Annotated in this window: 19 protein-coding genes; 9 read left to right on the top strand and 10 right to left on the bottom strand. The window is 69.0% G+C overall.

The window, feature by feature from the left end:
* Positions 1 to 41: 41 nt before the first annotated feature.
* Positions 42 to 2,447: a DUF6049 family protein gene (locus K7854_RS04215; RefSeq protein ID WP_226024981.1), complete on the bottom strand. Its 2,406-nt coding sequence runs from the start codon at positions 2,445 to 2,447 to the stop codon at positions 42 to 44.
* A 227-nt stretch (positions 2,448 to 2,674) separates the two neighbouring features.
* Between K7854_RS04215 and K7854_RS04210 the strand changes: the two genes are divergently transcribed.
* On the top strand, positions 2,675 to 4,117 hold the full coding sequence (locus tag K7854_RS04210) for a CCA tRNA nucleotidyltransferase (RefSeq protein ID WP_226024980.1): 1,443 nt from the start codon (positions 2,675 to 2,677) through the stop codon (positions 4,115 to 4,117).
* Positions 4,118 to 4,201: 84 nt separating this feature from the next.
* Here K7854_RS04210 and K7854_RS04205 read toward each other — a convergent pair whose 3' ends face one another.
* The 4 genes from K7854_RS04205 to K7854_RS04190 all read right to left on the bottom strand — a co-directional run bounded on the left by K7854_RS04205 (position 4,202) and on the right by K7854_RS04190 (position 7,988).
* Positions 4,202 to 4,720 carry an LppU/SCO3897 family protein gene (locus tag K7854_RS04205; RefSeq protein WP_226024979.1) on the bottom strand — a complete coding sequence of 173 codons (519 nt, stop codon included), beginning with the start codon at positions 4,718 to 4,720 and terminating at the stop codon, positions 4,202 to 4,204.
* A gap of 121 nt (positions 4,721 to 4,841) precedes the next feature.
* Entirely contained in the window at positions 4,842 to 6,104 is a 1,263-nt protein-coding gene (locus K7854_RS04200; protein WP_226024978.1) for an MFS transporter, read from the bottom strand.
* A 79-nt stretch (positions 6,105 to 6,183) separates the two neighbouring features.
* The gene (locus tag K7854_RS04195) at positions 6,184 to 7,266 is read right to left on the bottom strand and encodes an inositol-3-phosphate synthase (RefSeq protein ID WP_226024977.1); all 1,083 of its coding nucleotides are present in this window, start codon (positions 7,264 to 7,266) and stop codon (positions 6,184 to 6,186) included.
* A gap of 44 nt (positions 7,267 to 7,310) precedes the next feature.
* The gene (locus tag K7854_RS04190; protein ID WP_019324689.1) at positions 7,311 to 7,988 is read right to left on the bottom strand and encodes a PadR family transcriptional regulator; all 678 of its coding nucleotides are present in this window, start codon (positions 7,986 to 7,988) and stop codon (positions 7,311 to 7,313) included.
* A gap of 664 nt (positions 7,989 to 8,652) precedes the next feature.
* Between K7854_RS04190 and K7854_RS04185 the strand changes: the two genes are divergently transcribed.
* On the top strand, positions 8,653 to 11,037 hold the full coding sequence (locus K7854_RS04185) for a transglycosylase domain-containing protein (protein ID WP_226024976.1): 2,385 nt from the start codon (positions 8,653 to 8,655) through the stop codon (positions 11,035 to 11,037).
* A gap of 124 nt (positions 11,038 to 11,161) precedes the next feature.
* Complete coding sequence (locus K7854_RS04180; protein WP_226025083.1) at positions 11,162 to 12,670, top strand: glycosyltransferase family 87 protein; 1,509 nt, start codon at positions 11,162 to 11,164, stop codon at positions 12,668 to 12,670.
* Between the two features lie 79 nt (positions 12,671 to 12,749).
* On the opposite strand, the gene K7854_RS04175 is transcribed toward K7854_RS04180, so the two are convergent.
* The 3 genes from K7854_RS04175 to K7854_RS04165 all read right to left on the bottom strand — a co-directional run bounded on the left by K7854_RS04175 (position 12,750) and on the right by K7854_RS04165 (position 15,408).
* Positions 12,750 to 13,781 (bottom strand): alanine racemase, encoded by a 1,032-nt coding sequence (locus tag K7854_RS04175; RefSeq protein ID WP_003975028.1) that lies wholly within the window; start codon positions 13,779 to 13,781, stop codon positions 12,750 to 12,752.
* A 61-nt stretch (positions 13,782 to 13,842) separates the two neighbouring features.
* A complete protein-coding gene (femX, locus tag K7854_RS04170; RefSeq protein ID WP_226024975.1) occupies positions 13,843 to 14,964 on the bottom strand; it encodes a peptidoglycan bridge formation glycyltransferase FemX in 1,122 nt (373 codons plus the stop codon).
* A gap of 138 nt (positions 14,965 to 15,102) precedes the next feature.
* Positions 15,103 to 15,408 carry a hypothetical protein gene (locus tag K7854_RS04165; protein WP_127891980.1) on the bottom strand — a complete coding sequence of 102 codons (306 nt, stop codon included), beginning with the start codon at positions 15,406 to 15,408 and terminating at the stop codon, positions 15,103 to 15,105.
* Between the two features lie 275 nt (positions 15,409 to 15,683).
* Here K7854_RS04165 and rpsF point away from each other — a divergent pair, with 275 nt between their 5' ends.
* From rpsF to rplI, 4 genes are all read left to right on the top strand, one after another.
* Positions 15,684 to 15,974 carry a 30S ribosomal protein S6 gene (rpsF, locus tag K7854_RS04160; protein WP_019324683.1) on the top strand — a complete coding sequence of 97 codons (291 nt, stop codon included), beginning with the start codon at positions 15,684 to 15,686 and terminating at the stop codon, positions 15,972 to 15,974.
* Positions 15,975 to 16,053: 79 nt separating this feature from the next.
* Positions 16,054 to 16,644, top strand: coding sequence for a single-stranded DNA-binding protein (locus tag K7854_RS04155; protein ID WP_226024974.1), 591 nt, complete (start codon positions 16,054 to 16,056; stop codon positions 16,642 to 16,644).
* 46 nt (positions 16,645 to 16,690) lie between these two features.
* Positions 16,691 to 16,927 carry a 30S ribosomal protein S18 gene (rpsR, locus tag K7854_RS04150; RefSeq protein ID WP_003949403.1) on the top strand — a complete coding sequence of 79 codons (237 nt, stop codon included), beginning with the start codon at positions 16,691 to 16,693 and terminating at the stop codon, positions 16,925 to 16,927.
* Positions 16,928 to 16,945: 18 nt separating this feature from the next.
* Positions 16,946 to 17,392: a 50S ribosomal protein L9 gene (gene rplI / locus K7854_RS04145; RefSeq protein ID WP_003975023.1), complete on the top strand. Its 447-nt coding sequence runs from the start codon at positions 16,946 to 16,948 to the stop codon at positions 17,390 to 17,392.
* An 81-nt stretch (positions 17,393 to 17,473) separates the two neighbouring features.
* On the opposite strand, the gene K7854_RS04140 is transcribed toward rplI, so the two are convergent.
* The gene (locus K7854_RS04140) at positions 17,474 to 18,811 is read right to left on the bottom strand and encodes an MATE family efflux transporter (protein WP_226024973.1); all 1,338 of its coding nucleotides are present in this window, start codon (positions 18,809 to 18,811) and stop codon (positions 17,474 to 17,476) included.
* 459 nt (positions 18,812 to 19,270) lie between these two features.
* Here K7854_RS04140 and dnaB point away from each other — a divergent pair, with 459 nt between their 5' ends.
* Together dnaB and K7854_RS04130 are read left to right on the top strand one after the other, a co-directional pair.
* Entirely contained in the window at positions 19,271 to 20,749 is a 1,479-nt protein-coding gene (gene dnaB / locus K7854_RS04135) for a replicative DNA helicase (RefSeq protein WP_226024972.1), read from the top strand.
* A gap of 90 nt (positions 20,750 to 20,839) precedes the next feature.
* Entirely contained in the window at positions 20,840 to 22,225 is a 1,386-nt protein-coding gene (locus K7854_RS04130) for a serine hydrolase domain-containing protein (protein WP_226024971.1), read from the top strand.
* Between the two features lie 79 nt (positions 22,226 to 22,304).
* On the opposite strand, the gene K7854_RS04125 is transcribed toward K7854_RS04130, so the two are convergent.
* Positions 22,305 to 22,757: a GNAT family N-acetyltransferase gene (locus K7854_RS04125; RefSeq protein ID WP_226024970.1), complete on the bottom strand. Its 453-nt coding sequence runs from the start codon at positions 22,755 to 22,757 to the stop codon at positions 22,305 to 22,307.
* Positions 22,758 to 22,784: the final 27 nt, after the last annotated feature.

Genomic DNA, 22,784 nt, shown 5'->3' with positions numbered 1-22,784 from the left:
TACCCCACCTCATCGTCCCGGGCCGACCGGCCACGACATCCTCAACGGTCCACTCTCTCACCCGTGCCGGACGGGTCGGTGCTTTCCGCTGCGGTGTCCGGTGTCGGGTCACTCGGCTGCTCCGGGTCGTCTGCCCGGGCCGGTGCCGCGGACTCCTCCGTGAGACGTCCTTCGGTGCCCTCAGGGTTCTCCGGGCCGTCCTCGGTGTTCTCCGCGGCCTCCGGCTCCCCGGAGTCGCCCTCCGCACCCTGCTCGGCGGCGCGCGCGGCGGCCCGCTTGCGCTGCGTGTACATCCGGAATCCGGCGAGGACGAGCAGCAGGACGCCGCCACCGATGACCAGCATCACGGTGGCGGTGATCTCGGTGACCTTCACGTCGAAGGTCACGGGCTCGCCGTAGGGCCGCCCGTCCTGCGTGTACAGCTGGGCGATCACCGTCGCCCGGCCGTTGGCGTTGGCCGACGTGGTGAACTTCACCGACTGGCTGTGGCCGCCGGAGACCGAGATCGGCTGCTCCTGGTAGCGCTCGCCGTCGATCTCCAGGCGCGTCGGGTTGGTCGAGGTGAGCCGCAGGACCAGGGGGCCGACGTCCTGCACGAGGTTGTTCTGCACCGTGACCGGGATCGTGGCGCTGCGGCCGGAGAGCTTCGTCTCCGACTTGTCGATCAGTCTGACCCGGCCGGCCAGCCCGTCGAGGTACGACTTCACTCCGTCGCGGAACGACGCCGCCTCGGCGGCCCGGCCGCGCCACGACACGGACATCTCCCGGTTCAGGGCGCGCCCGAAGGGGGTCACCACCCGGGACGGGTCCGAGAGCACGACCTTGAAGCTGTCCAGCGCGTCCTGCGTCTGCGCGCTCTCCACGAAGGCCGACCGCGGCAGCTCCTTCTTGCGCAGCGCCGACGGGTAGGAGGAGGTCCCCGGAACCTTGGTGGCGGCGTCCGGGTCCGGCTTGGCCGAGGCGGCCGCCGCCAGCTTCTGGGACTGGGACCAGGTGCCGCCCTGGAGGGCCCGCAGCGCCTCGGCCATCGCGCGTGCCTGGCTTCCGGAGGGCGTGCGCTGGGGCGCGATGACGACGCTACGCTGCTTGTCGGTCTGGAGACCCAGGCCGAGGCTCTGGGCGAGGAAGCGCTGCACGGCGAGCGTGGACGCCGACGCGTTCGTCAGGTCGCCCTCGAACGCCGTGGACAGCCGGGCGTCCGCCACAACGGCCGTGGTGCCGCCGCCGATGGGACGGGCGGCCGAGGGCGTGTAGGGCAGGCCGTTGGTCTCCTGCAGGCTGTCGCTGCGCGCGATCACCTTGTCGGCGCCCGCGGAGGTGGCGACCTTGACGATCGACCGGTCGACGGCGCCGTCCACGGGCCAGGCGAAGTCGGTGTTCGGCTTCATGTGGAGGATCGGCTCGACCGTGTTGTCGACGACGTCTGTGGCGTCCTTGAGCTGACTCAGCGAGCCGGTGACGTCCGTGCCGTTGTGGGCCAGGGACGCCAGGTCGGGGTCGGCGAAGGGGAGGGCGACGACCTCCTCGTCGGCCACCGCGTCCTGCAGGTCGGCCAGCCACTGCTTGGCGACCGCCTGATGGGTGCCGGCGGTGGTCTTGTCCCCGTCCCGGACGCGGTAGCTGCCCGTCATCGCGTCGACGGAGGCCAGCAGGTCCGGATCGACGACCCAGGTGACGTCGAGATCCTTGCCCAGCGTCACCATCTGGTTCAGGCGGCCGCCGGGGGAGATCTCCTTCGCCAGGTCGTTGTTGAGGAAGACCGGGGTCTGCTCCTCGTTCGGCCCCGTTTCGGCGGCCATGTGCGTCGTCGAGACGAGGGGCCACAGCGCCGTGGTCTTCGTCCTGGTGCCGGCCTCGTCGGGCTGCCACGGCAGGAAGGTCCGCTGGATGCCGAGGACCTGCTCCCAGGGCTGTGCGGAGGTCTCACCGGAGAGCGAGACGGCGAATTCGTAGACGCCGTCGTTGCCGAGGTTCAGGTCGTCGACCGGTACGGAGATGTTGAAGTGCTCGGCGACACCGGGGGTGAGCTTGGAGAACTTCTCGGTGTACTTGTCGTCGATCTCCGGGGCGATGGAGCCCTGGAGGTCGTCGCTGTTCTTGGCGATCGCGTCGACCGACGAGCGGGTGTCGACCTGTGGTCCCACGCGCAGGCCCACATGGGCGTCGGTGACGGTCCGCTTGCCCTTGTTGGTCACGGTGCCCGACACGGTCACCGTGTCCCCGTCCGTGGGCGCGGAGGGGGTGAGGGAGTCGACGGCGACGGCCACCGAACCGGAGTCGGAGTCGGCCAGGGCGGCACTCGCCTCCTCGGCGTGCGCCGAGCCGGCGGCGGGCAGCTGGACCAGACCGGCCAGCAGCGGCGCCCCGGCGAGCAGTGCCGTGGTGCGCCGCAGCCACCGGCGGGCAGGTGAGGCACTGGTCCCCTGGAAGTCTGCCGCCTCGGCCACGCGCTCGCCCGTCCCTCGTCGTGATCAGTGGTCGTCGGAATGTGCGTCCACGCATGGTAACGATGTGCGGGGAGGGGAAGTGCCGCGGCGTACGCCACAAGATCCGCAGCCTGACGCCGGGCTTACCGCTATGTGCCCCTATAAAGGGAGCGGTGCGGAAGTGGGGTGTTCGGTGCGCGATCAATCGGGGCGCCCGTCTCCCCCTGGGCCACGTACCCTTTTCTGTTGTGCCGAACGCCAACGAAGTCAGTCCCCATGTCCTGAGCCAGGAGCAGCCCCGCGCGGTGAGTGAGCCGCTGCGGATCGCCCCGGCCGCCGACGATCTCGCCCGCCGTTTCCAGGAGGCCGGGTTCTCGCTCGCCCTGGTCGGCGGATCGGTCCGGGACGCCTTGCTCGGGCGGCTCGGCAACGACCTGGACTTCACGACCGACGCCCGTCCTCAGGACGTACTGAAGATCATGCGTCCCTGGGCGGACGCGGTCTGGGAGGTCGGGATCGCCTTCGGCACGGTCGGGGGGCAGAAGGACGGCTGGCAGATCGAGGTGACCACCTACCGGTCGGAGGCCTACGACCGCACCTCGCGCAAGCCGGAGGTGTCCTACGGCGACTCCATCGAGCAGGACCTGGTCCGGCGTGACTTCACGGTGAACGCGATGGCCGTCGCGCTCCCGGACCAGGTGTTCATCGACCCGCACGGCGGGCTCGACGACCTCGCGGCCGGTGTGCTGCGCACTCCCGGGACTCCGGAGGACTCGTTCTCGGACGACCCGCTCCGGATGATGCGGGCCGCGCGCTTCGCCGCGCAGCTCGACTTCGAGGTGGCGCCGGAGGTCGTCGAGGCGATGCGCGACATGGCCGGACGCATCGACATCGTCTCGGCCGAGCGGGTGCGGGACGAGCTGAACAAGCTCATCCTCTCCTCGCACCCGCGCAAGGGGCTGAGTCTGCTGGTGGAGACCGGGCTCGCCGAGCGGGTCCTGCCCGAGCTGCCGGCCCTGCGGCTGGAGCGTGACGAGCACCACCGGCACAAGGACGTCTACGACCACACGCTCATCGTCCTGGAGCAGGCGATGGACCTGGAGAGCGAGGGGCCCGACCTGACCCTTCGCCTCGCGGCCCTGCTGCACGACATCGGCAAGCCGCGCACCCGCCGCTTCGAGAAGGACGGCAGGGTCTCGTTCCACCACCACGAGGTGGTCGGGGCCAAGATGACGAAGAAACGCATGCTCGCGCTCAAGTACTCAAACGAGCTGGTCAAGGACGTCTCACGCCTGGTCGAGCTGCACCTGCGCTTCCACGGCTACGGCACGGGCGAGTGGACGGACTCCGCGGTCCGCCGTTACGTCCGGGACGCGGGGCCGCTGCTGGACCGCCTCCACAAGCTGACGCGGTCGGACTGCACGACGCGCAACAAGCGCAAGGCGGCGGCCCTCTCCCGGGCCTACGACGGGCTTGAGGAACGGATCGCGCAGCTTCAGGAGCAGGAGGAGCTGGACGCGATCCGCCCGGACCTGGACGGCAACGAGATCATGGAGATCCTCGGTATCCGTCCCGGGCCGGCCGTGGGGCAGGCGTACAAGCACCTGCTGGAGCTTCGCCTGGAGAACGGGCCGATGGAGCACGACGCGGCGGTGGCGGCGCTCAAGGAGTGGTGGGCCAGTCAGGAGTAGGTCACCGAAGCCGAAGGTGACGGACAGGCGAAGGGGCGATGTTTCACGTGAAACATCGCCCCTTCGCCGTGTGGGACTGCGTCCTTACTTGTCCTTCAGGCAGAGCAGGAAGTCGCTGCCGCTGCCACTCTCGGTGTACGAGTACTGGAAGTCCTTGGCCGCTTCCTTGCACTTGCTCTCAGCGGTGAGAGCGGAGAAGGAGCCCTCGATCTTGGCCAGCACCACGTACTGGGCCTTCGAGTCACCGCAGTCGACGACCTCGAGGTCCGGGTCGGAGTCGTTGGTGCTGCCGCGGTGCATGCAGTCGCCCACCGCAGCCGTGTCGGCGTCGTCCCGGCTGGCGATGTAACCGCCCACCGCGACACCCACGACGACCACCGCGATGACGATGTTCTTGATCGTCTTGAAGCTCAGCTTGCGGCGGGCGGGCTGCGGCGGCACCGGGGCGTACGGCGCACCCTGCTGCGGGAACCCGGGCTGGCCGGCCTGCTGCGGGAAGCCCGGCTGGCCCTGGGCGTAGGGGTTCTGCCCCTGAGGCTGCTGCGGAGCCTGCGGCTGGTTCTGCGCGAACGGGTTGCCCTGAGGCGGCGGCTGGGTGGTCACTGGGGGTCCCCCTGGAATAGGTGCGTGTCGCGGACATGCCGCGAGATAAGACGCACGTAAGCTACCGGGTCCCACTGACAACTCTGTAGTCCGGTGAGGCTCTGTGTCACTGATGTGACACTTACCGGCTCTCAAACCGGGCCATAGCTGCCGCAACCACTCCGTAGATTGCGGAGACCGTCACGACCAGCGGTACCGACCGGCCGTCGGGCGGCAGCATGAGCGCGGCCACCCCGGCCGCGCCGACGAAGGCCACGTTGAACAGCACGTCGTAGACCGAGAAGATCCGGCCCCGGAAGGTGTCGTCGACCGAGGACTGCACCACCGTGTCGGTCGCGATCTTCGCCCCCTGGGTCGTCAGGCCCAGCACGAACGCGGCGGCGAGCAGCGGCCCCGTGGCGAACGGCAGGCCCAGCGCCGGCACCAGCACGGTGGCGACCGCCGCGCAGACGGCCATCCAGCGACCCGGCCCCAGCCGTCCCGCCGCCCAGGGGGTGACCACCGCCGCCGCGAAGAACCCCGCCCCGGAGACCCCGAGCGCGAGCCCCAGCAGCGCGAGTCCCTGCTCCGTGTCCGAGGTCAGGGAGTACCGGCACAGCATCAGCAGCATGACCAGCAGGGCGCCGTAGCAGAAGCGCATCAGCGTCATGCCGGCGAGCGCCCAGGCGGCTTCCCGGCGGGCGGGTGCGGCGAGATGGCGTACGCCCGCCACCAGGTCGCGTGCGGTGCCGGTGAGGGCCGAGGCCAAGCGCGGCGGGACGCGGGCCGGGTCCGGGCCGAGCAGTTCCACGGCGATCCGCAGCGACGCCAGCGCGCCGCACAGATAGAGCGCGGCGCCGAGCAGCACCACGGCGGCGTCGGAGTCCGAGACCACGAGGCGTACGACGAAGGCGAGGCCGCCGCCCGCGGTGGCGGCCAGGGTGCCGGCGGTCGGGGAGAGCGAGTTGGCGATCACCAGGCGTTCGGCGTCGACCACCCGGGGCAGCGCGGCGGACAGGCCCGCCAGGACGAAGCGGTTGACGGCCGTGACGCAGAGGGCCGAGACGTAGAAGAGCCAGTCGGGGACGGAGGCGATCATCAGGACCGCGGTCACCGAGGCCAGTACGGCGCGCAGCAGGTTGCCGTACAGGAAGACCTGGCGGCGGCGCCAGCGGTCCAGCAGGACACCGGCGAACGGACCCACCAGGGAGTACGGAAGCAGCAGCACCGCCATCGCGGAGGCGATCGCGGCGGGCGAGGTCTGCTTCTCGGGGGAGAAGACGACGTACGTGGCGAGCGCGACCTGGTAGACGCCGTCGGCGCCCTGGGAGAGCAGGCGGACGGCGAGCAGGTGCCGAAACCCCTTCAGACGCAGCAGGATGCGCAGGTCACGGACGACGGCCATGGGGCACAGCCTCACATACGGGAAGGGTCCCCGGGTCATGCGACCCGGGGACCCTCGGCAGAGCGGGGTCAGCGACTGCTCAGCGCTCGACCTCGCCCGCGATGAACTTCTCGACGTTGGCGCGGGCCTCGTCGTCGAAGTACTGGACCGGCGGGGACTTCATGAAGTAGCTCGACGCCGACAGGATCGGGCCGCCGATGCCGCGGTCCTTGGCGATCTTCGCGGCGCGCAGCGCGTCGATGATGACACCGGCCGAGTTCGGGGAGTCCCAGACCTCGAGCTTGTACTCCAGGTTCAGCGGGACGTCACCGAAGGCGCGGCCCTCGAGGCGGACGTAGGCCCACTTGCGGTCGTCCAGCCAGGCGACGTAGTCGGACGGGCCGATGTGGACGTTGTCCGCACCCAGGTCGCGGTCGGGGATCTGGGAGGTGACGGCCTGCGTCTTGGAGATCTTCTTGGACTCCAGGCGCTCGCGCTCGAGCATGTTCTTGAAGTCCATGTTGCCGCCGACGTTCAGCTGCATCGTGCGGTCCAGGACGACGCCCCGGTCCTCGAACAGCTTCGCCATGACGCGGTGCGTGATGGTGGCGCCGACCTGCGACTTGATGTCGTCGCCGACGATCGGGACGCCCGCCTCGGTGAACTTGTCCGCCCACTCCTTGGTGCCGGCGATGAAGACCGGGAGGGCGTTGACGAAGGCGACCTTGGCGTCGATGGCGCACTGGGCGTAGTACTTCGCCGCGTCCTCGGAACCGACGGGCAGGTAGCAGACGAGCACGTCGACCTGCTTGTCCTTGAGGACCTGGACGATGTCGACCGGCGTCTCGGCGGACTCCTCGATGGTCTGGCGGTAGTACTTGCCGAGACCGTCGTGGGTGTGGCCGCGCTGGACCTGGACGCCGGTGTTCGGCACGTCGCAGATCTTGATGGTGTTGTTCTCGGAGGCGCCGATGGCGTCCGCGAGGTCCAGGCCGACCTTCTTGGCGTCCACGTCGAAGGCGGCGACGAACTCGATGTCACGGACGTGGTAGTCGCCGAACTGGACGTGCATCAGGCCGGGGACCTTGGACGCCGGGTCGGCGTCCTTGTAGTACTCGACGCCCTGCACCAGCGATGCGGCGCAGTTGCCCACACCGACGATGGCTACGCGAACCGAACCCATTCCGGTTGCTCCCTGTGTGTACGAGTGAGGCCCTGACTGGGCGCTCACGTGGCGGTGTCGCCGGGCGTATCCGGCCGGGGGTCGTCCCCCGGCCGGGGCAGGCCGCCCGTCGCTCCAGATGTCGTGTCCTGTTGAGCGGTCCCCTCGGCGGCGGAACCCCTCAGGTCCCGCCCCGCCCGCTCGCTCTCGATGAGCTCGTTCAGCCAGCGCACTTCGCGCTCCACGGACTCCATTCCGTGGCGCTGCAGCTCAAGCGTGTAGTCGTCGAGTCGCTCCCGGGTGCGGGCCAGGGAGGCCCGCATCTTCTCCAGGCGCTCCTCCAGCCGGCTGCGCCGGCCCTCGAGCACGCGCATGCGTACGTCCCGCGACGTCTGGCCGAAGAACGCGAAGCGAGCGGCGAAGGTCTCGTCCTCGTACGCGTCCGGGCCCGTCTGGGAGAGGAGCTGCTCGAAATGTTCCTTGCCGTCGGCCGTCAACCGGTAGACGATCTTGGCCCGGCGTCCCGTGAGGGAAGCGGCGGCCTCGCCGACGTTCCCCGGCTCCTCGATCAACCAGCCGTTGGCGACCAGCGTCTTGAGGCAGGGATAGAGCGTCCCGTAGCTGAACGCCCGGAACACACCCAGTGACGTGTTGAGCCGTTTACGCAGCTCGTAGCCGTGCATCGGGGACTCGCGGAGCAGGCCGAGTACGGCGAACTCGAGGATGCCGGATCTCCGGCTCATCGTCGCCTCCTCTCGCCCTTATGCCGCGCTGATGTATCGACTCGATACATCAGCACGATAGAACGAGCTTCTGCGTGCGACAAGGGGGGAACTGGTGAACGGGATCACATCAGGGTTTCATCGCGAGCAAGTTGCCTGATTTGAGGTGAACTTCGGGCCGCGGGTGTTTTGACGGTGCGTAGTGTGTGCGCCATGCAGACCACCGGGAACCGAGTGACGTCTGGGGGCGTCCCTGTCCTCGGTGCAGTACGGGTGAATGCGGAAGGGGCCGCATCCGTACTTCGGGGGGACCGGAAACCAGCCGCCTTTACCAGGCGCGCAAAGGTGCGCCTGCCCGAGGAGTAGTCGTTCGATGAGCGAGCACCGTCGCAAACCGCCGCAGCCGCAGGGAGGCGGACGTGCCGCGGCCCGACGCGGTCAGTCCGGCTCGTCCTCCGGCCGCCGTGCGGCACCGCGAGGCGCCACAGGGTCTCCGTCCGGCTCGTACGGTCCGGACGACGAGCAGCGTGCATACGGGAGCCGTGCCGAGGCCCGGCGCGCGGCACAGCGGAGCGGGGGTGGTCGCCGCAGAGCGGCCGAACCGGGCCGTGGTGGCCGGCGCGCAGCCCCCGGCGGCTCGTCCGGGCCCGGACGAGGACGTGCCGCGGCGCCCGGCAAGAAGCGGATGATCGACTACCCGCGCCGGGGCAAGGACGGGTGGCACCGCTGGGTGCCGTCCTGGAGACTCGTCTCCGGCCTGTGCATCGCCTTCTTCGGCTGTCTGGTCGGCGCCGCGGGCCTCGCCTACGCGATGGTGAGCGTGCCCGTCATCGACGAGAGCGCGACGGCGCAGAACAACGTCTACTACTGGGCCGACAACACCCAGATGGTGGCCACGGGAGGCGACCGCAACCGGCAGAGCGTCAATCTCTCGCAGATCCCCAAGGCGATGCGCAACGCCGTCATCTCGCAGGAGAACAAGACGTTCTACTCCGACAGCGGCATCGACCCCAAGGGCATCGCCCGGGCCGTGTTCAACATGGCCAAGGGCGGTGAGACACAGGGTGGCTCCACCATCACCCAGCAGTACGTGAAGAACGCGATGCTCAACGACCAGTCTCAGACGATCTCCCGCAAGGTCAAGGAGATCTTCGTCTCGATCAAGGTCGGCACCGACGTCTCCAAGGACGACATCCTCGAGGGGTACCTGAACTCCGCCTACTACGGCCGCGGCGCCTACGGCATCCAGGCGGCCGCCCGGGCGTACTTCAACGTCGACGCCGTCGACCTCAACCCCGGTCAGTGCGCCTTCCTGTCGGCGGTGCTCAAGGGCGCCACCTACTACGACCCGGCGGGCTCCATCGCGATCGACCCGGCGGCCACGCCCAAGGCCAACAAGAAGCGTGCCCTCTCCCAGATGCAGGACACCCTCGACAAGATGGTGGAGTACGGGCATCTGAGCCAGGCGGAGCGGGCCAAGTACACCGAACTCCCCACCACGCAGAACCCGCAGTCCAACGCGAAGCTGGGCGGCCAGATCGGCTACCTCGTCCGGCTTGCCCAGGCCTCCGTGGTCAGGAGCGGGGCGGTGACGGAGCAGCAGCTGGAGAAGGGCGGCTACTCGATCTACACGACCTTCGACAAGAAGAAGGTCGAGGAGATGGAGAAGGCGGTCCAGAAGGTCTACAAGGAGAACATCGACCCGAAGAAGCGCCCCGAGACGGACACCCACGTCCAGTTCGGCGGAGCGTCGGTCGACACCCAGACCGGGGCCATCAGGGCCATCTACGGCGGTGAGGACGCCACCAAGCACTTCACCAACAACGCCGACGTGACCGGTGCCCAGGTCGGTTCGACGTTCAAGCCCTTCGTGCTCGCGGCGGCGATGAAGTGGGGTGTGCGCGACCCGGACCTCGGTGAGGTGCAGCCGCAGGACGCGCGTACCGTCGTCTCCCCGAAGAGCCTCTACAGCGGCAAGAACAACCTCAAGATCAATAATTACGACGGGTCCGTCTGGGAGAACGAGAAGGGCGAGCAGTGGCGTCAGGAGAATGACGGTCAGGACTCGGTCGGTGAGCCGCCGGACTACAAGATCGACCTCCGTGAGGCGATGCGGGAGTCGGTGAACTCCGCCTTCGTCCAGCTCGGCATGGACGTCGGCCTGGACAAGGTGAAGGAGTCCGCCGTCGACGCGGGGCTCCTGGAGGACAGCCTGGCGGGCTCCGGCTACCCGTCCTTCTCCATCGGTGTCTCGGATCCGAGCGCGATCCGCATGGCGGGCGCGTACGCCACCTTCGCGGACAGCGGCAAGCAGCGCGAGCCGTACTCCGTCACGAAGGTGACGAACAAGGACGGCACGATCTACACCCACAAGGTGGAGGAGAAGCAGGCTTTCACCGCGAAGGTCGCGGACAACGTCACGGACGTCCTGAAGACCGTCGTCGACGAAGGAACGGGTAAGAACGCCCGGCTGCCCGGCCGCGAGGTGGCCGGCAAGACCGGTACCACCGACGGCAACAAGTCCGCCTGGTTCGTCGGCTACACCCCGCAGCTGTCGACGGCGATCAGCATGTACCGCTACCCGGACGACGAGTCCATCAAGGACCGTACGTTCCTGGAGATGTACGGAACGGGTGGCGAGAAGAAGATCCACGGTGCCTCCTTCCCGTCCACGATCTGGCAGGACTACATGTCGGACGCGGTCAAGGGCATGAAGGCGGAGAAGTTCCCGGAGCCGGAGCCCATCGGCGAGGTCGTCAACGACGCCCCGTCGCCGACCCCGACGCCCTCTCCCTCGCCCTCCGCTTCCGAGACCGAAGAGGTCACCCCGTCGCCGTCTCCGTCGCCCAGCGACACGGGGACCAGCCCCTCGCCTTCCGTCACTGAGACGTGCAATCCCTGGGACTGGACCTGCGACGACGGGAGCAATGCCGGCAACGGCTCCGGCGGCAACGGCCCAGGCGGCTCGGAGGGCAGCGAATCGCCTTCACCATCGGCCACCGCGACGGAGGGAGAGGGCGACAACAACGGAAACAGCCGTGGGAACTCCATCTTGGGGTCGAACGGCTAGCCGGAACGGAGTCGCCGAGAATGGGTGTTTCACGTGAAACACCCGCATGTTTCACGTGAAACAGGGGCCGCCGCAGCCATGAGGGTGCGGCGGCCCCGGCGTGTTCTCAGGCGCGTACGGCAGGATGTGCCCCATGCCCAGTGCAGAATCGACGCCAGCGAGCGTGCACGAGCCGGACCCGGTGCGGCCGACCAGGGAAGACCCGGTCGCCGCAGCCGGCAGCGAGCTGATCGGCGGCCCGCTGGGCCGACGTGCCCTGCTCGGCACGTCCTGGTGGACCCCCGTGCGGGTGATCGCGCTCGTGGCGATCGGCATGTTCGCCCTAGGACTGGTCCAGAAGGCACCCTGCTACAACGGCGCGTGGTTCTTCGGAGCCAGCTCCCAGTACACGCACGCGTGCTACTCGGACATCCCGCACCTCTACCAGGGCCGCGGGTTCGCCGACGGGCTCGTGCCGTACTTCGACAGGCTCCCCGGGGACATGGAGTACCTGGAGTACCCCGTGCTGACCGGCCTGTTCATGGAGGTCGCGTCCTGGCTCACGCCGGGCAGCGGCACCATCCAGGACCAGGAGCAGTGGTACTGGATGGTCAACGCCGGGATGCTCATGGTCTGTGCGGCCGTCATCGCCGTCTGCGTGACCCGCACCCACACCCGGCGCCCCTGGGACGGTCTGCTGGTCGCCCTGGCCCCCGCCTTCGCACTGACCGCCACCGTCAACTGGGACCTGCTGGCGGTCGCCCTGACGGCCGCCGCCGTCCTCATGTGGTCCCGGGAGCGTCCGCTGGCCTTCGGCGTGCTGCTGGGCCTCGCCACGGCCGCCAAGCTCTACCCGTTCCTGATCCTCGGCCCCCTGCTCGTCCTGTGCTGGCGTGCGGGCAAGTGGCGAGCGTTCGGAACGGCGCTGGGCGGCGCGGCAGGCGCCTGGCTCGTGGTGAACCTGCCGGTGATGCTCTACGCGTTCGACGGCTGGTCGAAGTTCTACACGTTCAGTCAGGAGCGCGGCGTGGACTTCGGCTCGTTCTGGCTGATCCTGGGGCAGAACTCCGAGGACCCGCTCACTACCGAGACCGTCAACACCCTCGCCACGCTTCTCATGCTGCTGTGCTGCGGCGCCGTGGCGGCACTCGCGCTGACCGCGCCCCGGCGTCCGCGGTTCGCGCAGCTCGCCTTCCTGATCGTCGCGGCGTTCATCCTCACCAACAAGGTCTACTCACCGCAGTACGTGCTCTGGCTGGTGCCGCTGGCCGCGCTGGCCCGGCCGAAGTGGCGGGACTTCCTGATCTGGCAGGCGTGCGAGGTGGCGTACTTCCTCGGCATCTGGATGTACCTCGCCTACACGACCAGCGGCGACGCCCACAAGGGGCTGCCGACGGACGGCTACCACTGGGCCATCGGCCTGCACCTGCTGGGAACGCTGTTCCTCTGCGCCATGGTGGTGCGCGACATCCTGATGCCGGACCGGGACCCCGTCCGGCGGACGGGCGACGACGACCCGTCGGGCGGAGTGCTGGACGGTGCTGAGGACGTCTTCGTCCTGGGACCCGCGGCTCGGACCGAGCAGCCCGCTGCCCACTTCGAAGGGCCTCAGGTGCACTGGGGCAAGGGCCGTCAACCGAACGGTTCGCTCTGAGTGAACGCGTGAAAGGCCGTACACGAGGATCACGAAGACCTCGTGTACGGCCTTCTCACGGTGCGGGTACGCCCGCTCGCTAGCGATCGAGGATGCGGTCGAACTGCGTGGTGGTGTGCCGCAGATGGGCCACCAGCTCGTCACCCACCTGGGGCTCCGACGCGTCCGAGGGAACGAACAGGATCGACACCTGCATGTGCGGCGGCTCCGCGAACCAGCGCTGCTTGCCGCTCCAGACGAACGGCGAGAGGTTCCGGTTCACCGTGGCGAGGCCGGCCCGGGCGACACCCTTGGCGCGCGGCATGACGCCGTGCAGCGCCTTCGGGGCCTCCAGCCCCACTCCGTGGGACGTACCGCCCGCCACGACCACCAGGAAACCGTCCGAGGCCGCCTTCTGCTGCCGGTAGCCGAACCGCTCGCCCTTGGCGACGCGCGTGACGTCCAGGACCGCGCCGCGGTACTCGGTGGCCTCGTGGTCCCCCAGCCACAGCCGGGTGCCGATCCGGGCACGGAAGCGGGTCTGCGGGAACTGCTGCTGGAGCCGGGCCAGCTCGTCGGCCTTGAGGTGGCTGACGAACATGGTGTGCAGCGGCAGCCGGGCCGCGCGCAGCCGGTCCATCCAGCCGATGACCTCCTCGACGGCGTCCGAGCCGTCGGTGCGGTCCAGCGGCAGGTGGATGGCGAAGCCCTCCAGCCGGACGTTCTCTATGGCGGCGTGCAGCTGCGGCAGGTCCTGCTCGCTGATGCCGTGCCGCTTCATCGAGGACATCACCTCGATGACCACGCGCGCGCCCACCAGGCCGTACACGCCGTCGATGGAGGACACCGAGCGCACGACCCGGTCGGGCAGCGGCACGGGTTCCTCGCCGCGCCGGTACGGCGTCAGGACCAGCAGGTCGCCGCCGAAGAAGTCCTTGATGCGGGCGGCCTCGTAGGTGGTGCCGACGGCCAGCACGTCCGAGCCCAGCCGGGTCGCCTCCTCCGCCAGCCGCTCGTGACCGAACCCGTAGCCGTTGCCCTTGCAGACCGGGACCAGCCCGGGGAACTGCTCCTGCACGTGCTTGTGGTGCGCCCGCCAGCGCGCGGTGTCGACGTAGAGCGTGAGCGCCATGGCCGGACCTGGAACCTTTCTCGTGGCTGTCAGGGATGCGGATCGGGGATGGGCGGTGCGGTCAGCGGCGCGACATGTAGATGTCGAGCGCCTTGTGGAGCAGCTTGTTCAGCGGGAAGTCCCACTCGCCGAGGTACTCGGCCGCCTGACCGCCCGTACCCACCTTGAACTGGATCAGGCCGAAGAGGTGGTCGGTCTCGTCCAGCGAGTCGGAGATGCCGCGCAGGTCGTAGACGGTGGCGCCCAGCGCGTAGGAGTCGCGGAGCATGGCCCACTGCATGGCGTTCGACGGCCTCACCTCGCGGCCGATGTTGTCGGAGGCGCCGTAGGAGTACCAGACGTGACCGCCGACGACCAGCATGGTCGCCGCCGACAGGTTCACCCCGTTGTGCCGGGCGAAGTACAGCCGCATGCGGTTGGGGTCCTCGTTGTTGAGGGCCGCCCACATGCGCTGGAAGTACGAGAGCGGGCGCGGCCGGAAGTGGTCGCGCACGGCCGTGATCTCGTACAGGCGCTGCCACTCCTCCAGGTCGTGGTAGCCGCCCTGGACCACCTCGACACCGGCCTTCTCGGCCTTCTTGATGTTGCGGCGCCACAGCTGGTTGAAGTTCTTGTGGACCTCTTCCAGGGAGCGGTTGGCGAGCGGCACCTGGAAGACGTAGCGGGGCTGCACGTCACCGAAGCCGGCGCCGCCGTCCTCGCCCTGCTGCCAGCCCATGCGGCGCAGCTTGTCGGCCACCTCGAAGGCACGCGGCTCGATGTGGTCCGCCTCTATGTCCCGCAGGCGCTTGACGTCCGGGTCCTGGATGCCCTTCTTGATGGACGTGGCGTCCCAGCGCCGGATGATCACCGGCGGACCCATCTTCACGGAGAAGGCGCCCTGCTGCTTGAGGTGCGCCAGCATCGGCTCCATCCAGTCCTGGAGGTTCGGCGCGAACCAGTTGATGACCGGACCCTCGGGGAGGTAGGCGAGGTAACGCTTGATCTTGGGCAGCTGCCGGTAGAGGACGAGGCCCACACCGACCAGCTCGCCGGTCCGGTCGTCGAACCAGCCGAGGTTCTCCGAGCGCCATTCCGCCTTGACGTCCGCCCATGCCGGGACCTGCATGTGACTCGCCGCCGGCAGGCTCTGGATGTAGGCCAGATGCTGCTCGCGACTGATGGTCCTCAGGGTCAGGCTCATTCGGGGCGCTCCTCGGGCTGGTGTGTCCCCATGGGTACAGGGGCTCCGGCTCTCGCGCGAAGCCTACTGCGCCCTGTGAGCGCCCCGTCCGGCGTACGGCCGGAAGGGCATGACCGGCGGGCGTCCCGCCGACGTGGATCAGCCGACGAGCCCGCCGTGGTAGATGCCGAAGAACAGACCGAGTGCGGAGGCGCCGAGTCCCAGGACCAGGCCGAAGCGCTCCCGTGTCGTCTCGGACACGTACTGGCCGTATCCGCCGGTCAGGACACCGAGCAGCCCCGCCCAGGAGGTCAGGACGTGCAGCCCGCGGAAGCTCGCGGTGGCCAGGGCGAGCACTCCCAGCACCACGGTCACGGCCAGGAGCGCGTCCTGGAGCGGGTGTCGTTTGCCGTCGGTGGCCAGCAGGCCGGTCCGGGGCTTGGCGGGTCGCATGATCTGTGCCATGGAGAACCTCCTGCCGAAGGCAGTGTGTTTTAGCCCTCACATCCCTGAGTACCGATTGTGTCCCCTCGGGGCCGGATTTCAACCGCAAGGGGACGGCCGGGTACGCTGTACCTTCCGCACCGGTGTCTGTTGCCGGCCACGGCCGGGCCGCCTCCTCGGAGGAGGCCCGATTGTCAGTGGGTCCTGGTTTACTCGTTGATGCCGGTGCGAACGCATCGCAACCCTCCTGCCACGGAACGACCGTGGCCGCTGAGTCCAAAGGAGGTGGGTTCCACATGCGTCACTACGAGGTGATGGTCATCCTCGACCCCGATCTCGAGGAGCGCTCTGTCTCCCCGCTGATCGAGAACTTCCTCTCTGTCGTCCGTGACGGCGGCGGAAAGGTCGAGAAGGTCGACACCTGGGGCCGTCGTCGTCTCTCGTACGAGATCAAGAAGAAGCCCGAGGGCATCTACTCGGTCATCGACCTGCAGGCCGAGCCTGCGGTCGTCAAGGAGCTCGACCGCCAGATGAACCTGAACGAGTCGGTCCTCCGGACCAAGGTCCTCCGTCCCGAGACCCACTGAGCCTCCCGCTCAGCTGATCCCGGGATTCGAGTAGCAGCAACCAAGCAGCCAGAGCAGCAAACCCGCCGAGAGGTTCCCCATGGCAGGCGAGACCGTCATCACGGTCGTCGGCAATCTTGTCGACGACCCCGAGCTGCGCTTCACCCCGTCCGGTGCGGCCGTCGCGAAGTTCCGCGTCGCGTCGACCCCCCGCACCTTCGACCGCCAGACGAACGAGTGGAAGGACGGCGAGAGCCTCTTCCTCACCTGCTCGGTCTGGCGTCAGGCTGCGGAGAACGTCGCCGAGTCGCTCCAGCGAGGCATGCGCGTCATCGTGCAGGGCCGGCTGAAGCAGCGGTCCTACGAGGACCGTGAGGGCGTCAAGCGCACGGTCTACGAGCTGGACGTCGACGAGGTCGGCGCCAGCCTGCGCAACGCCACGGCCAAGGTCACCAAGACCTCGGGCCGCGGTGGCCAGGGCGGCTACGGCGGCGGTGGCGGTGGCGGCCAGGGTGGCGGCGGCTGGGGCGGCGGCCCCGGTGGCGGCCAGCAGGGCGGCGGCGCTCCCGCCGACGACCCCTGGGCGACCGGCGCTCCCGCCGGTGGCCAGCAGGGCGGTGGCGGCCAGGGCGGCGGCTGGGGCGGTGGCTCCGGCGGCGGTGGCGGCTACTCGGACGAGCCTCCCTTCTAAGGGACCGGACTCCACCCACACTTCTTGATCACACAGGAGAAACATCATGGCTAAGCCGCCTGTGCGCAAGCCGAAGAAGAAGGTCTGCGCATTCTGCAAGGACAAGGTCACGTACGTGGACTACAAGGACACGAACATGCTGCGGAAGTTCATTTCCGACCGCGGCAAGATCCGTGCCCGCCGCGTGACCGGCAACTGCACCCAGCACCAGCGTGACGTCGCCACGGCCGTGAAGAACAGCCGTGAGATGGCGCTGCTGCCCTACACCTCCACCGCGCGATAAGGGAAGGGTGACCGAAACATGAAGATCATCCTCACCCACGAGGTCTCCGGCCTCGGTGCCGCGGGCGACGTCGTCGACGTCAAGGACGGTTACGCTCGCAACTACCTGATCCCGCGGAAGTTCGCGATCCGCTGGACCAAGGGTGGCGAGAAGGACGTCGAGCAGATCCGTCGTGCTCGCAAGATCCACGAGATCCAGACCATCGAGCAGGCCAACCAGGTGAAGGCCCAGCTCGAGGGTGTGAAGGTCCGCCTGGCCGTCCGCTCCGGCGACGCCGGTCGTCTCTTCGGCTCCGTCACCCCGGCCGACGTCGCTTCGGCGATCAAGGCCGCCGGTGGCCCCGAGGTCGACAAGCGCCGCATCGAGCTGGGCTCGCCGATCAAGACCCTGGGCGCCCACGAGACGTCCGTGCGTCTGCACCCCGAGGTTGACGCCAAGGTCAGCATCGAGGTTGTCGCTGCCTGAGCACTGCTCTCGCTGAAGCGATGAGAGGGGCCGCATCTCCCGTCGGGGGGATGCGGCCCCTCTTCGTTTCACGTGAAACGTTCAGCGCGTCGCTCCTGTGACGATCCAACGACCCGATCGGGTGCGCAGCCACAGCGTCACCAGGCGCATCGCCATCATCAGTGTCATGGCGGCCCACAGGGCGGTGAGCCCACCGCCCAGTGTGGGGACGAGCAGTGCCGCGGGAGTGAAGACCGCCAGGGTCAACAGCATGGCCCAGGCCAGGTAGGGGCCGTCGCCCGCACCCATGAGGACACCGTCCAGGACGTAGACCACGCCGCAGATCGGCTGTGCGAGGGCCACGATCACCAACGCGGGCAGGGCAGCGTCCTTGACCGTGGAGTCGCCGGTGAACAGGGGCAGGAACACCGGACGGGACAGCACCACGAGCAGACCCAGTACGACTCCCACAGCGATGCCCCACTCCACCATCCGGCGGCAGGCATCACGTGCTCCCTGGGCGTCGTCCGCGCCGAGATAGCGACCGATGATGGCCTGCCCGGCGATGGCGATGGCGTCGAGGGCGAAGGCGAGCAGGCTCCACAGGGACAGGACGATCTGATGCGCGGCGATGTCGGCGTCGCCGAGCCGGGCCGCCACCGCCGTCGCGATCATGAGAATCGCCCGCAAGGAGAGCGTGCGCACGAGCAGCGGCATCCCGGCCTGAGCGGAAGCCCTGATCCCTGCCAGGTCCGGGCGCAGGGAGGCGCCGTGTCGTCGTGCTCCGCGGACGACCACCCACAGATAGACCGCGGCCATGCCGCACTGGGCGATGACGGTGCCCCAGGCGGAGCCCGCGATGCCGAGACCGGCGCCGTAGACGAGCACGACGTTGAGGACGGCGTTGGCGATGAAGCCGGCCACGGCCACGTAGAGGGGAGTGCGGGTGTTCTGCAGTCCTCTCAGTACACCGGTCGAGGCGAGCACGACGAGCATGGCGGGGATGCCGAGGGCGGAGATGCGCAGATAGGTGGTGGCATAGGGAGCCGCGGTCTCGGAGGCGCCGAAGAGTTCTACGAGGGAGGGGGCGGTGGGCAGGACCACCGCTATGACGGCGGCGCCGAGCAACAGGGCGAGCCAGATGCCGTCCATCCCCTGGCGGATCGCTGCCTGCAGGTCGCCCGCGCCGACGCGACGGGAGACGGCCGCGGTGGTGGCGTAGGCGAGGAAGACGAAGACGCTGACGGCTGTGGTGAGCAGGGCCGAGGCGATGCCGAGTCCGGCGAGCTGTGCGGTGCCGAGATGGCCGACGATGGCACTGTCGGCCATGACGAAAAGGGGCTCGGCGACGAGTGCGCCGAAGGCCGGGACTGCCAGCGCGACGATCTCTCGGTCGTGCCGGCGCCGGACGGTCCGGGTGCGCACGGGGGCCTGTGTCATGAGCACCAATCTAATCGTCCACAGGTAAGAGATGCAAAGCTTTGACGACCCTTACTTGCGCTCTCACCCCGTGTGCTTCTGGGCACGGCTCGAAAGGATCTTGGTCCGACTGGGCAAGTTTTTCTTCTGCACAGGCGGTGGATGGTAAAGCTGCAGTTCAGAAGGGTTTCTGGGGCCGGGTTGCGGGCTTGTTCACAGGGCTGTCCACCGGGTCGTGCACAGGTTTGGCGGAGTTCTCCACAGCATCTGGCCCGTCGTCCACATGGCCTGTGGATAACCAGATTGGCTGACGGTGCCCGCAGGCCTACGGTTGTCCGGCGCCCGCTCCGTCCGTCGGTTGGTGAACCGTCACAAAACCGACGCGCCAGAACCGGAGTTGGGCGTCTTATTTGTCAGTGCCGTGCCGTAGAAATGAGGGGCACGGCGAGGTCCGCTCGGCGGACGGGAGGAGGTGGCTCGGTGAGCATTTCCGAGCCCTTGGACGACCCGTGGGCCGACAGCGGTCCCAGTGATCGTCTGCCTGCCTCCCGCCGTCGCGGCGAGGGCGGCCGCAGCCGGGACGAGCAGCACGAGCGGGGCGCGGACAACAACGGGTGGGACGGCGGGGGTGCCGCCTTCGAGCGGGTGCCGCCGCAGGACCTGGACGCCGAGCAGTCCGTCCTCGGCGGCATGCTGCTGTCCAAGGACGCCATCGCCGACGTCGTCGAGATCCTCAAGGGCCACGACTTCTACAAGCCGGCTCATGAGACCGTCTACCAGGCCATCCTCGACGTCTACGCCAAGGGCGAGCCGGCCGACCCCATCACGATCGCCGCCGAACTCACCAAGCGCGGTGAGATCAACAAGGTCGGCGGCGCCTCCTATCTGCACACCCTCGTCCAGACCGTGCCGACGGCCGCGAACGCCGCGTACTACGCGGAGATCGTGCACGAGCGGGCGGTCCTGCGCCGCCTGGTGGAGGCCGGCACCCGGATCACCCAGATGGGATACGCGGCCGACGACGACGTCGACGAGATCGTCAACCGCGCCCAGGCCGAGATCTACGCCGTCACCGAGCAGCGCACCAGCGAGGACTACCTGCCGCTCGGCGACATCATGGAGGGCGCGCTCGACGAGATCGAGGCGATCGGATCGCGCAGCGGTGAGATGACCGGTGTGCCGACGGGCTTCACGGACTTCGACTCGCTGACCAACGGTCTGCACCCGGGACAGATGATCGTCATCGCCGCCCGTCCCGCGATGGGCAAGTCGACCCTCGCGCTGGACTTCGCGCGGGCCGCGTCCATCAAGAACAACCTGCCGAGCGTCATCTTCTCGCTCGAAATGGGGCGCAACGAGATCGCGATGCGCCTGCTGTCCGCCGAGGCCCGCGTCGCGCTGCACCACATGCGGTCGGGCACGATGACGGACGACGACTGGACCCGGCTCGCGCGCCGGATGCCCGACGTGTCGGCCGCGCCGCTCTACATCGACGACTCCCCGAACCTGTCGATGATGGAGATCCGTGCCAAGTGCCGTCGTCTCAAACAGCGCAACGACCTCAAGCTGGTCGTCATCGACTACCTCCAGCTGATGCAGTCCGGCGGCTCCAAGCGGGCCGAGAGCCGGCAGCAGGAGGTCTCCGACATGTCCCGCAACCTCAAGCTCCTGGCGAAGGAGCTGGAGATCCCGGTCATCGCGCTCTCCCAGCTGAACCGCGGCCCCGAGCAGCGCACCGACAAGAAGCCCATGGTCTCCGACCTGCGAGAGTCCGGTTCGATCGAGCAGGACGCGGACATGGTCATCCTGCTGCACCGTGAGGACGCCTACGAGAAGGAGTCACCGCGCGCGGGCGAGGCGGACCTGATCGTGGCCAAGCACCGCAACGGCCCGACGGCGACCATCACGGTCGCCTTCCAGGGCCACTACTCCCGCTTCGTGGACATGGCACAGACCTGACAGCCGGTCGGACGGGTTTCCCCCGTGACTGGACACGGCGCCGGGGGAAATCGGTTCGACGCGCGGTGCGCGGGGCGGTGGACTGGGCGCATGACGACACCTCAGGAAGAGCTGCTCCCCAGCACCCGCCGGGCGCTGACGCACCGGATCGCCGTGGCCCAGGCCGAAGGGCGTACGCCGTCGCTCGTCGCGGCGGTGGTCCGGGGCGGACGGACCGTGTGGCACGGTGCCCGGACCTCGGTCGACGGGCACGGTCCGGACGAGAACGTGCAGTACCGGATCGGCTCCATCACCAAGACCTTCACCGCCGTCCTGGTCCTCCGGCTGCGCGACGAGGGCCTGCTCGACCTCGGGGACCCGCTGGAGAAGCATCTGCCGGGCACCGGGGCGGGGGAGGCCACGATCGCCGAACTGCTCGCCCACTCGGGCGGGCTGGCCGCCGAGTCACCGGCGCCCTGGTGGGAGCGGACGCCGGGCTCGCTGCGGCCCGAGCTGTCCGATGTGCTGGGCGAGCAGCCGCTCCTGCACCCGGTGGGCCGCCGCCATCACTACTCCAACCCCGGCTACACACTGCTCGGCGCCCTGGTCGAGAAGGTGCGGGACGCTCCGTGGGAAGAGGTGCTGCAGCGGGAGGTGCTGGACCCGCTGGGACTGGACCGTACGGCCACCCGGCCCAGCGCACCGCACGCCGGTGGCTGGGCGGTGCACCCATGGGCCGATGTGATGCTGGCGGAGCCCGCCGAGGACCTGGGGCGGATGGCCCCGGCCGGACAGCTCTGGTCCACCACCGGAGACCTGGCGCGGTTCGCCGTCTTTCTGACGCAGGGGGACGACAAGGTGCTCGGGGCGGAGACCGTGCGGGAGATGCGGGCGCCCGCCGCACCGGCCGAGGCGGCGGACGTCGTGGACGGTGCGGCCTACGGACTGGGCCTGCAGATCCAGAGCCAGGGCGGGCGGCTGCTCGTGGGGCACTCCGGCTCCCTGCCGGGATTCCTGGCCAACCTCACCATCGGCGTGGAGGACGACGTGGCCGCGGTCGTCCTGACCAACTGCACCTCCGGGCCGCTGCTCGCCGGGGTCGGGGCCGACCTCGTGCGCATCGTCGCCGAGGCGGAGCCCCGGATCCCCGAACCGTGGCGGCCGCTGCGCGAGGTCGATGCCTCCGTTCTCGAGTTGGCGGGGCAGTGGTACTGGGGCACCCACGCCTTCGCCCTGCGGCTGATGCCCGACGGAGGGGTCTCCTTGGGGCCGCTGTCGGGCCAGGGGCGCCGTTCGCGTTTCCGGGCGAACGGTGACGGCAGCTGGACGGGGCTCGAGGGGTACTACGCGGGGGAGCTGCTGCGAGCGGTGCGGCGCGCGGACGGCAGCGTGAGCCACCTGGACCTCGGGTCCTTCGTCTTCACGCGCCGGCCGTACGAGGAGGGCGACGCTGTTCCGGGCGGAGTGGACCCGCAGGGGTGGCGGGGGATCGGCTAGGAGTCGTCCGTACGGAAGCGGCCCTGTTTCACGTGAAACAGGGCCGCGCTGTCGGGGTCGTGCGAGGAGCGCCGCGTCCTCAGAGCGGGAGTTTGAAGCCCGTGTGCGAGGCGGTGAAGCCGAGCCGCTCGTAGAAGCGGTGAGCGTCGGTACGGGTCTTGTCGGAGGTGAGCTGCACCAGATCGCAGTCCTGGCGCCGGGACTCCTCGATCGCCCACTCGATCATCCGGGTGCCCAGGCCGCTGCCGCGTTGGTCGCCGTGGATGCGTACGCCTTCGATGATCGAGCGGGTGGCGCCGCGCCGGGACAACCCGGGGACGATCGTCAGCTGGAGCGTGCCGACGACGCGGCCTTCGCGGACGGCCACCACCAGATGCTGGTTCGGATCGGTCCTGAGCCGTTCGAAGGCGGCCAGGTACGGGCCCAGGTCGTCCGGTGATTCACGCTGTGCGCCCAGCGGGTCGTCGGCCAGCATCGCGACGATCGCCGGGATGTCCTCGGCGATGGCGGGACGTATGTCTAGATCTCCCATAGCCGCACTCTAGAACCGGTTGGGACG

The sequence above is a fragment of the Streptomyces hyderabadensis genome (assembly GCF_020404845.1).
GTDB lineage: Bacteria > Actinomycetota > Actinomycetes > Streptomycetales > Streptomycetaceae > Streptomyces > Streptomyces hyderabadensis.
Note: the sequence above shows the minus strand (reverse complement) of the source record. Positions and strands in the feature narration are given on the sequence as shown.

Excerpts from the sequence above, each read along its gene's own strand:
- K7854_RS04180 (WP_226025083.1), top strand. The coding sequence starts at position 11,162 with ATGTGCCCCATGCCCAGTGCAGAATCGACGCCAGCGAGCGTGCACGAG.
- K7854_RS04140 (WP_226024973.1), bottom strand. The coding sequence starts at position 18,811 with ATGACACAGGCCCCCGTGCGCACCCGGACCGTCCGGCGCCGGCACGAC.
- K7854_RS04165 (WP_127891980.1), bottom strand. The coding sequence starts at position 15,408 with ATGGCACAGATCATGCGACCCGCCAAGCCCCGGACCGGCCTGCTGGCC.
- K7854_RS04125 (WP_226024970.1), bottom strand. The coding sequence starts at position 22,757 with ATGGGAGATCTAGACATACGTCCCGCCATCGCCGAGGACATCCCGGCG.
- K7854_RS04185 (WP_226024976.1), top strand. The coding sequence starts at position 8,653 with ATGATCGACTACCCGCGCCGGGGCAAGGACGGGTGGCACCGCTGGGTG.
- K7854_RS04175 (WP_003975028.1), bottom strand. The coding sequence starts at position 13,781 with ATGGCGCTCACGCTCTACGTCGACACCGCGCGCTGGCGGGCGCACCAC.
- femX (WP_226024975.1), bottom strand. The coding sequence starts at position 14,964 with ATGAGCCTGACCCTGAGGACCATCAGTCGCGAGCAGCATCTGGCCTAC.
- rplI (WP_003975023.1), top strand. The coding sequence starts at position 16,946 with ATGAAGATCATCCTCACCCACGAGGTCTCCGGCCTCGGTGCCGCGGGC.
- K7854_RS04195 (WP_226024977.1), bottom strand. The coding sequence starts at position 7,266 with ATGGGTTCGGTTCGCGTAGCCATCGTCGGTGTGGGCAACTGCGCCGCA.
- K7854_RS04130 (WP_226024971.1), top strand. The coding sequence starts at position 20,840 with ATGACGACACCTCAGGAAGAGCTGCTCCCCAGCACCCGCCGGGCGCTG.
- K7854_RS04200 (WP_226024978.1), bottom strand. The coding sequence starts at position 6,104 with ATGGCCGTCGTCCGTGACCTGCGCATCCTGCTGCGTCTGAAGGGGTTT.
- rpsR (WP_003949403.1), top strand. The coding sequence starts at position 16,691 with ATGGCTAAGCCGCCTGTGCGCAAGCCGAAGAAGAAGGTCTGCGCATTC.
- rpsF (WP_019324683.1), top strand. The coding sequence starts at position 15,684 with ATGCGTCACTACGAGGTGATGGTCATCCTCGACCCCGATCTCGAGGAG.
- K7854_RS04190 (WP_019324689.1), bottom strand. The coding sequence starts at position 7,988 with ATGAGCCGGAGATCCGGCATCCTCGAGTTCGCCGTACTCGGCCTGCTC.
- K7854_RS04155 (WP_226024974.1), top strand. The coding sequence starts at position 16,054 with ATGGCAGGCGAGACCGTCATCACGGTCGTCGGCAATCTTGTCGACGAC.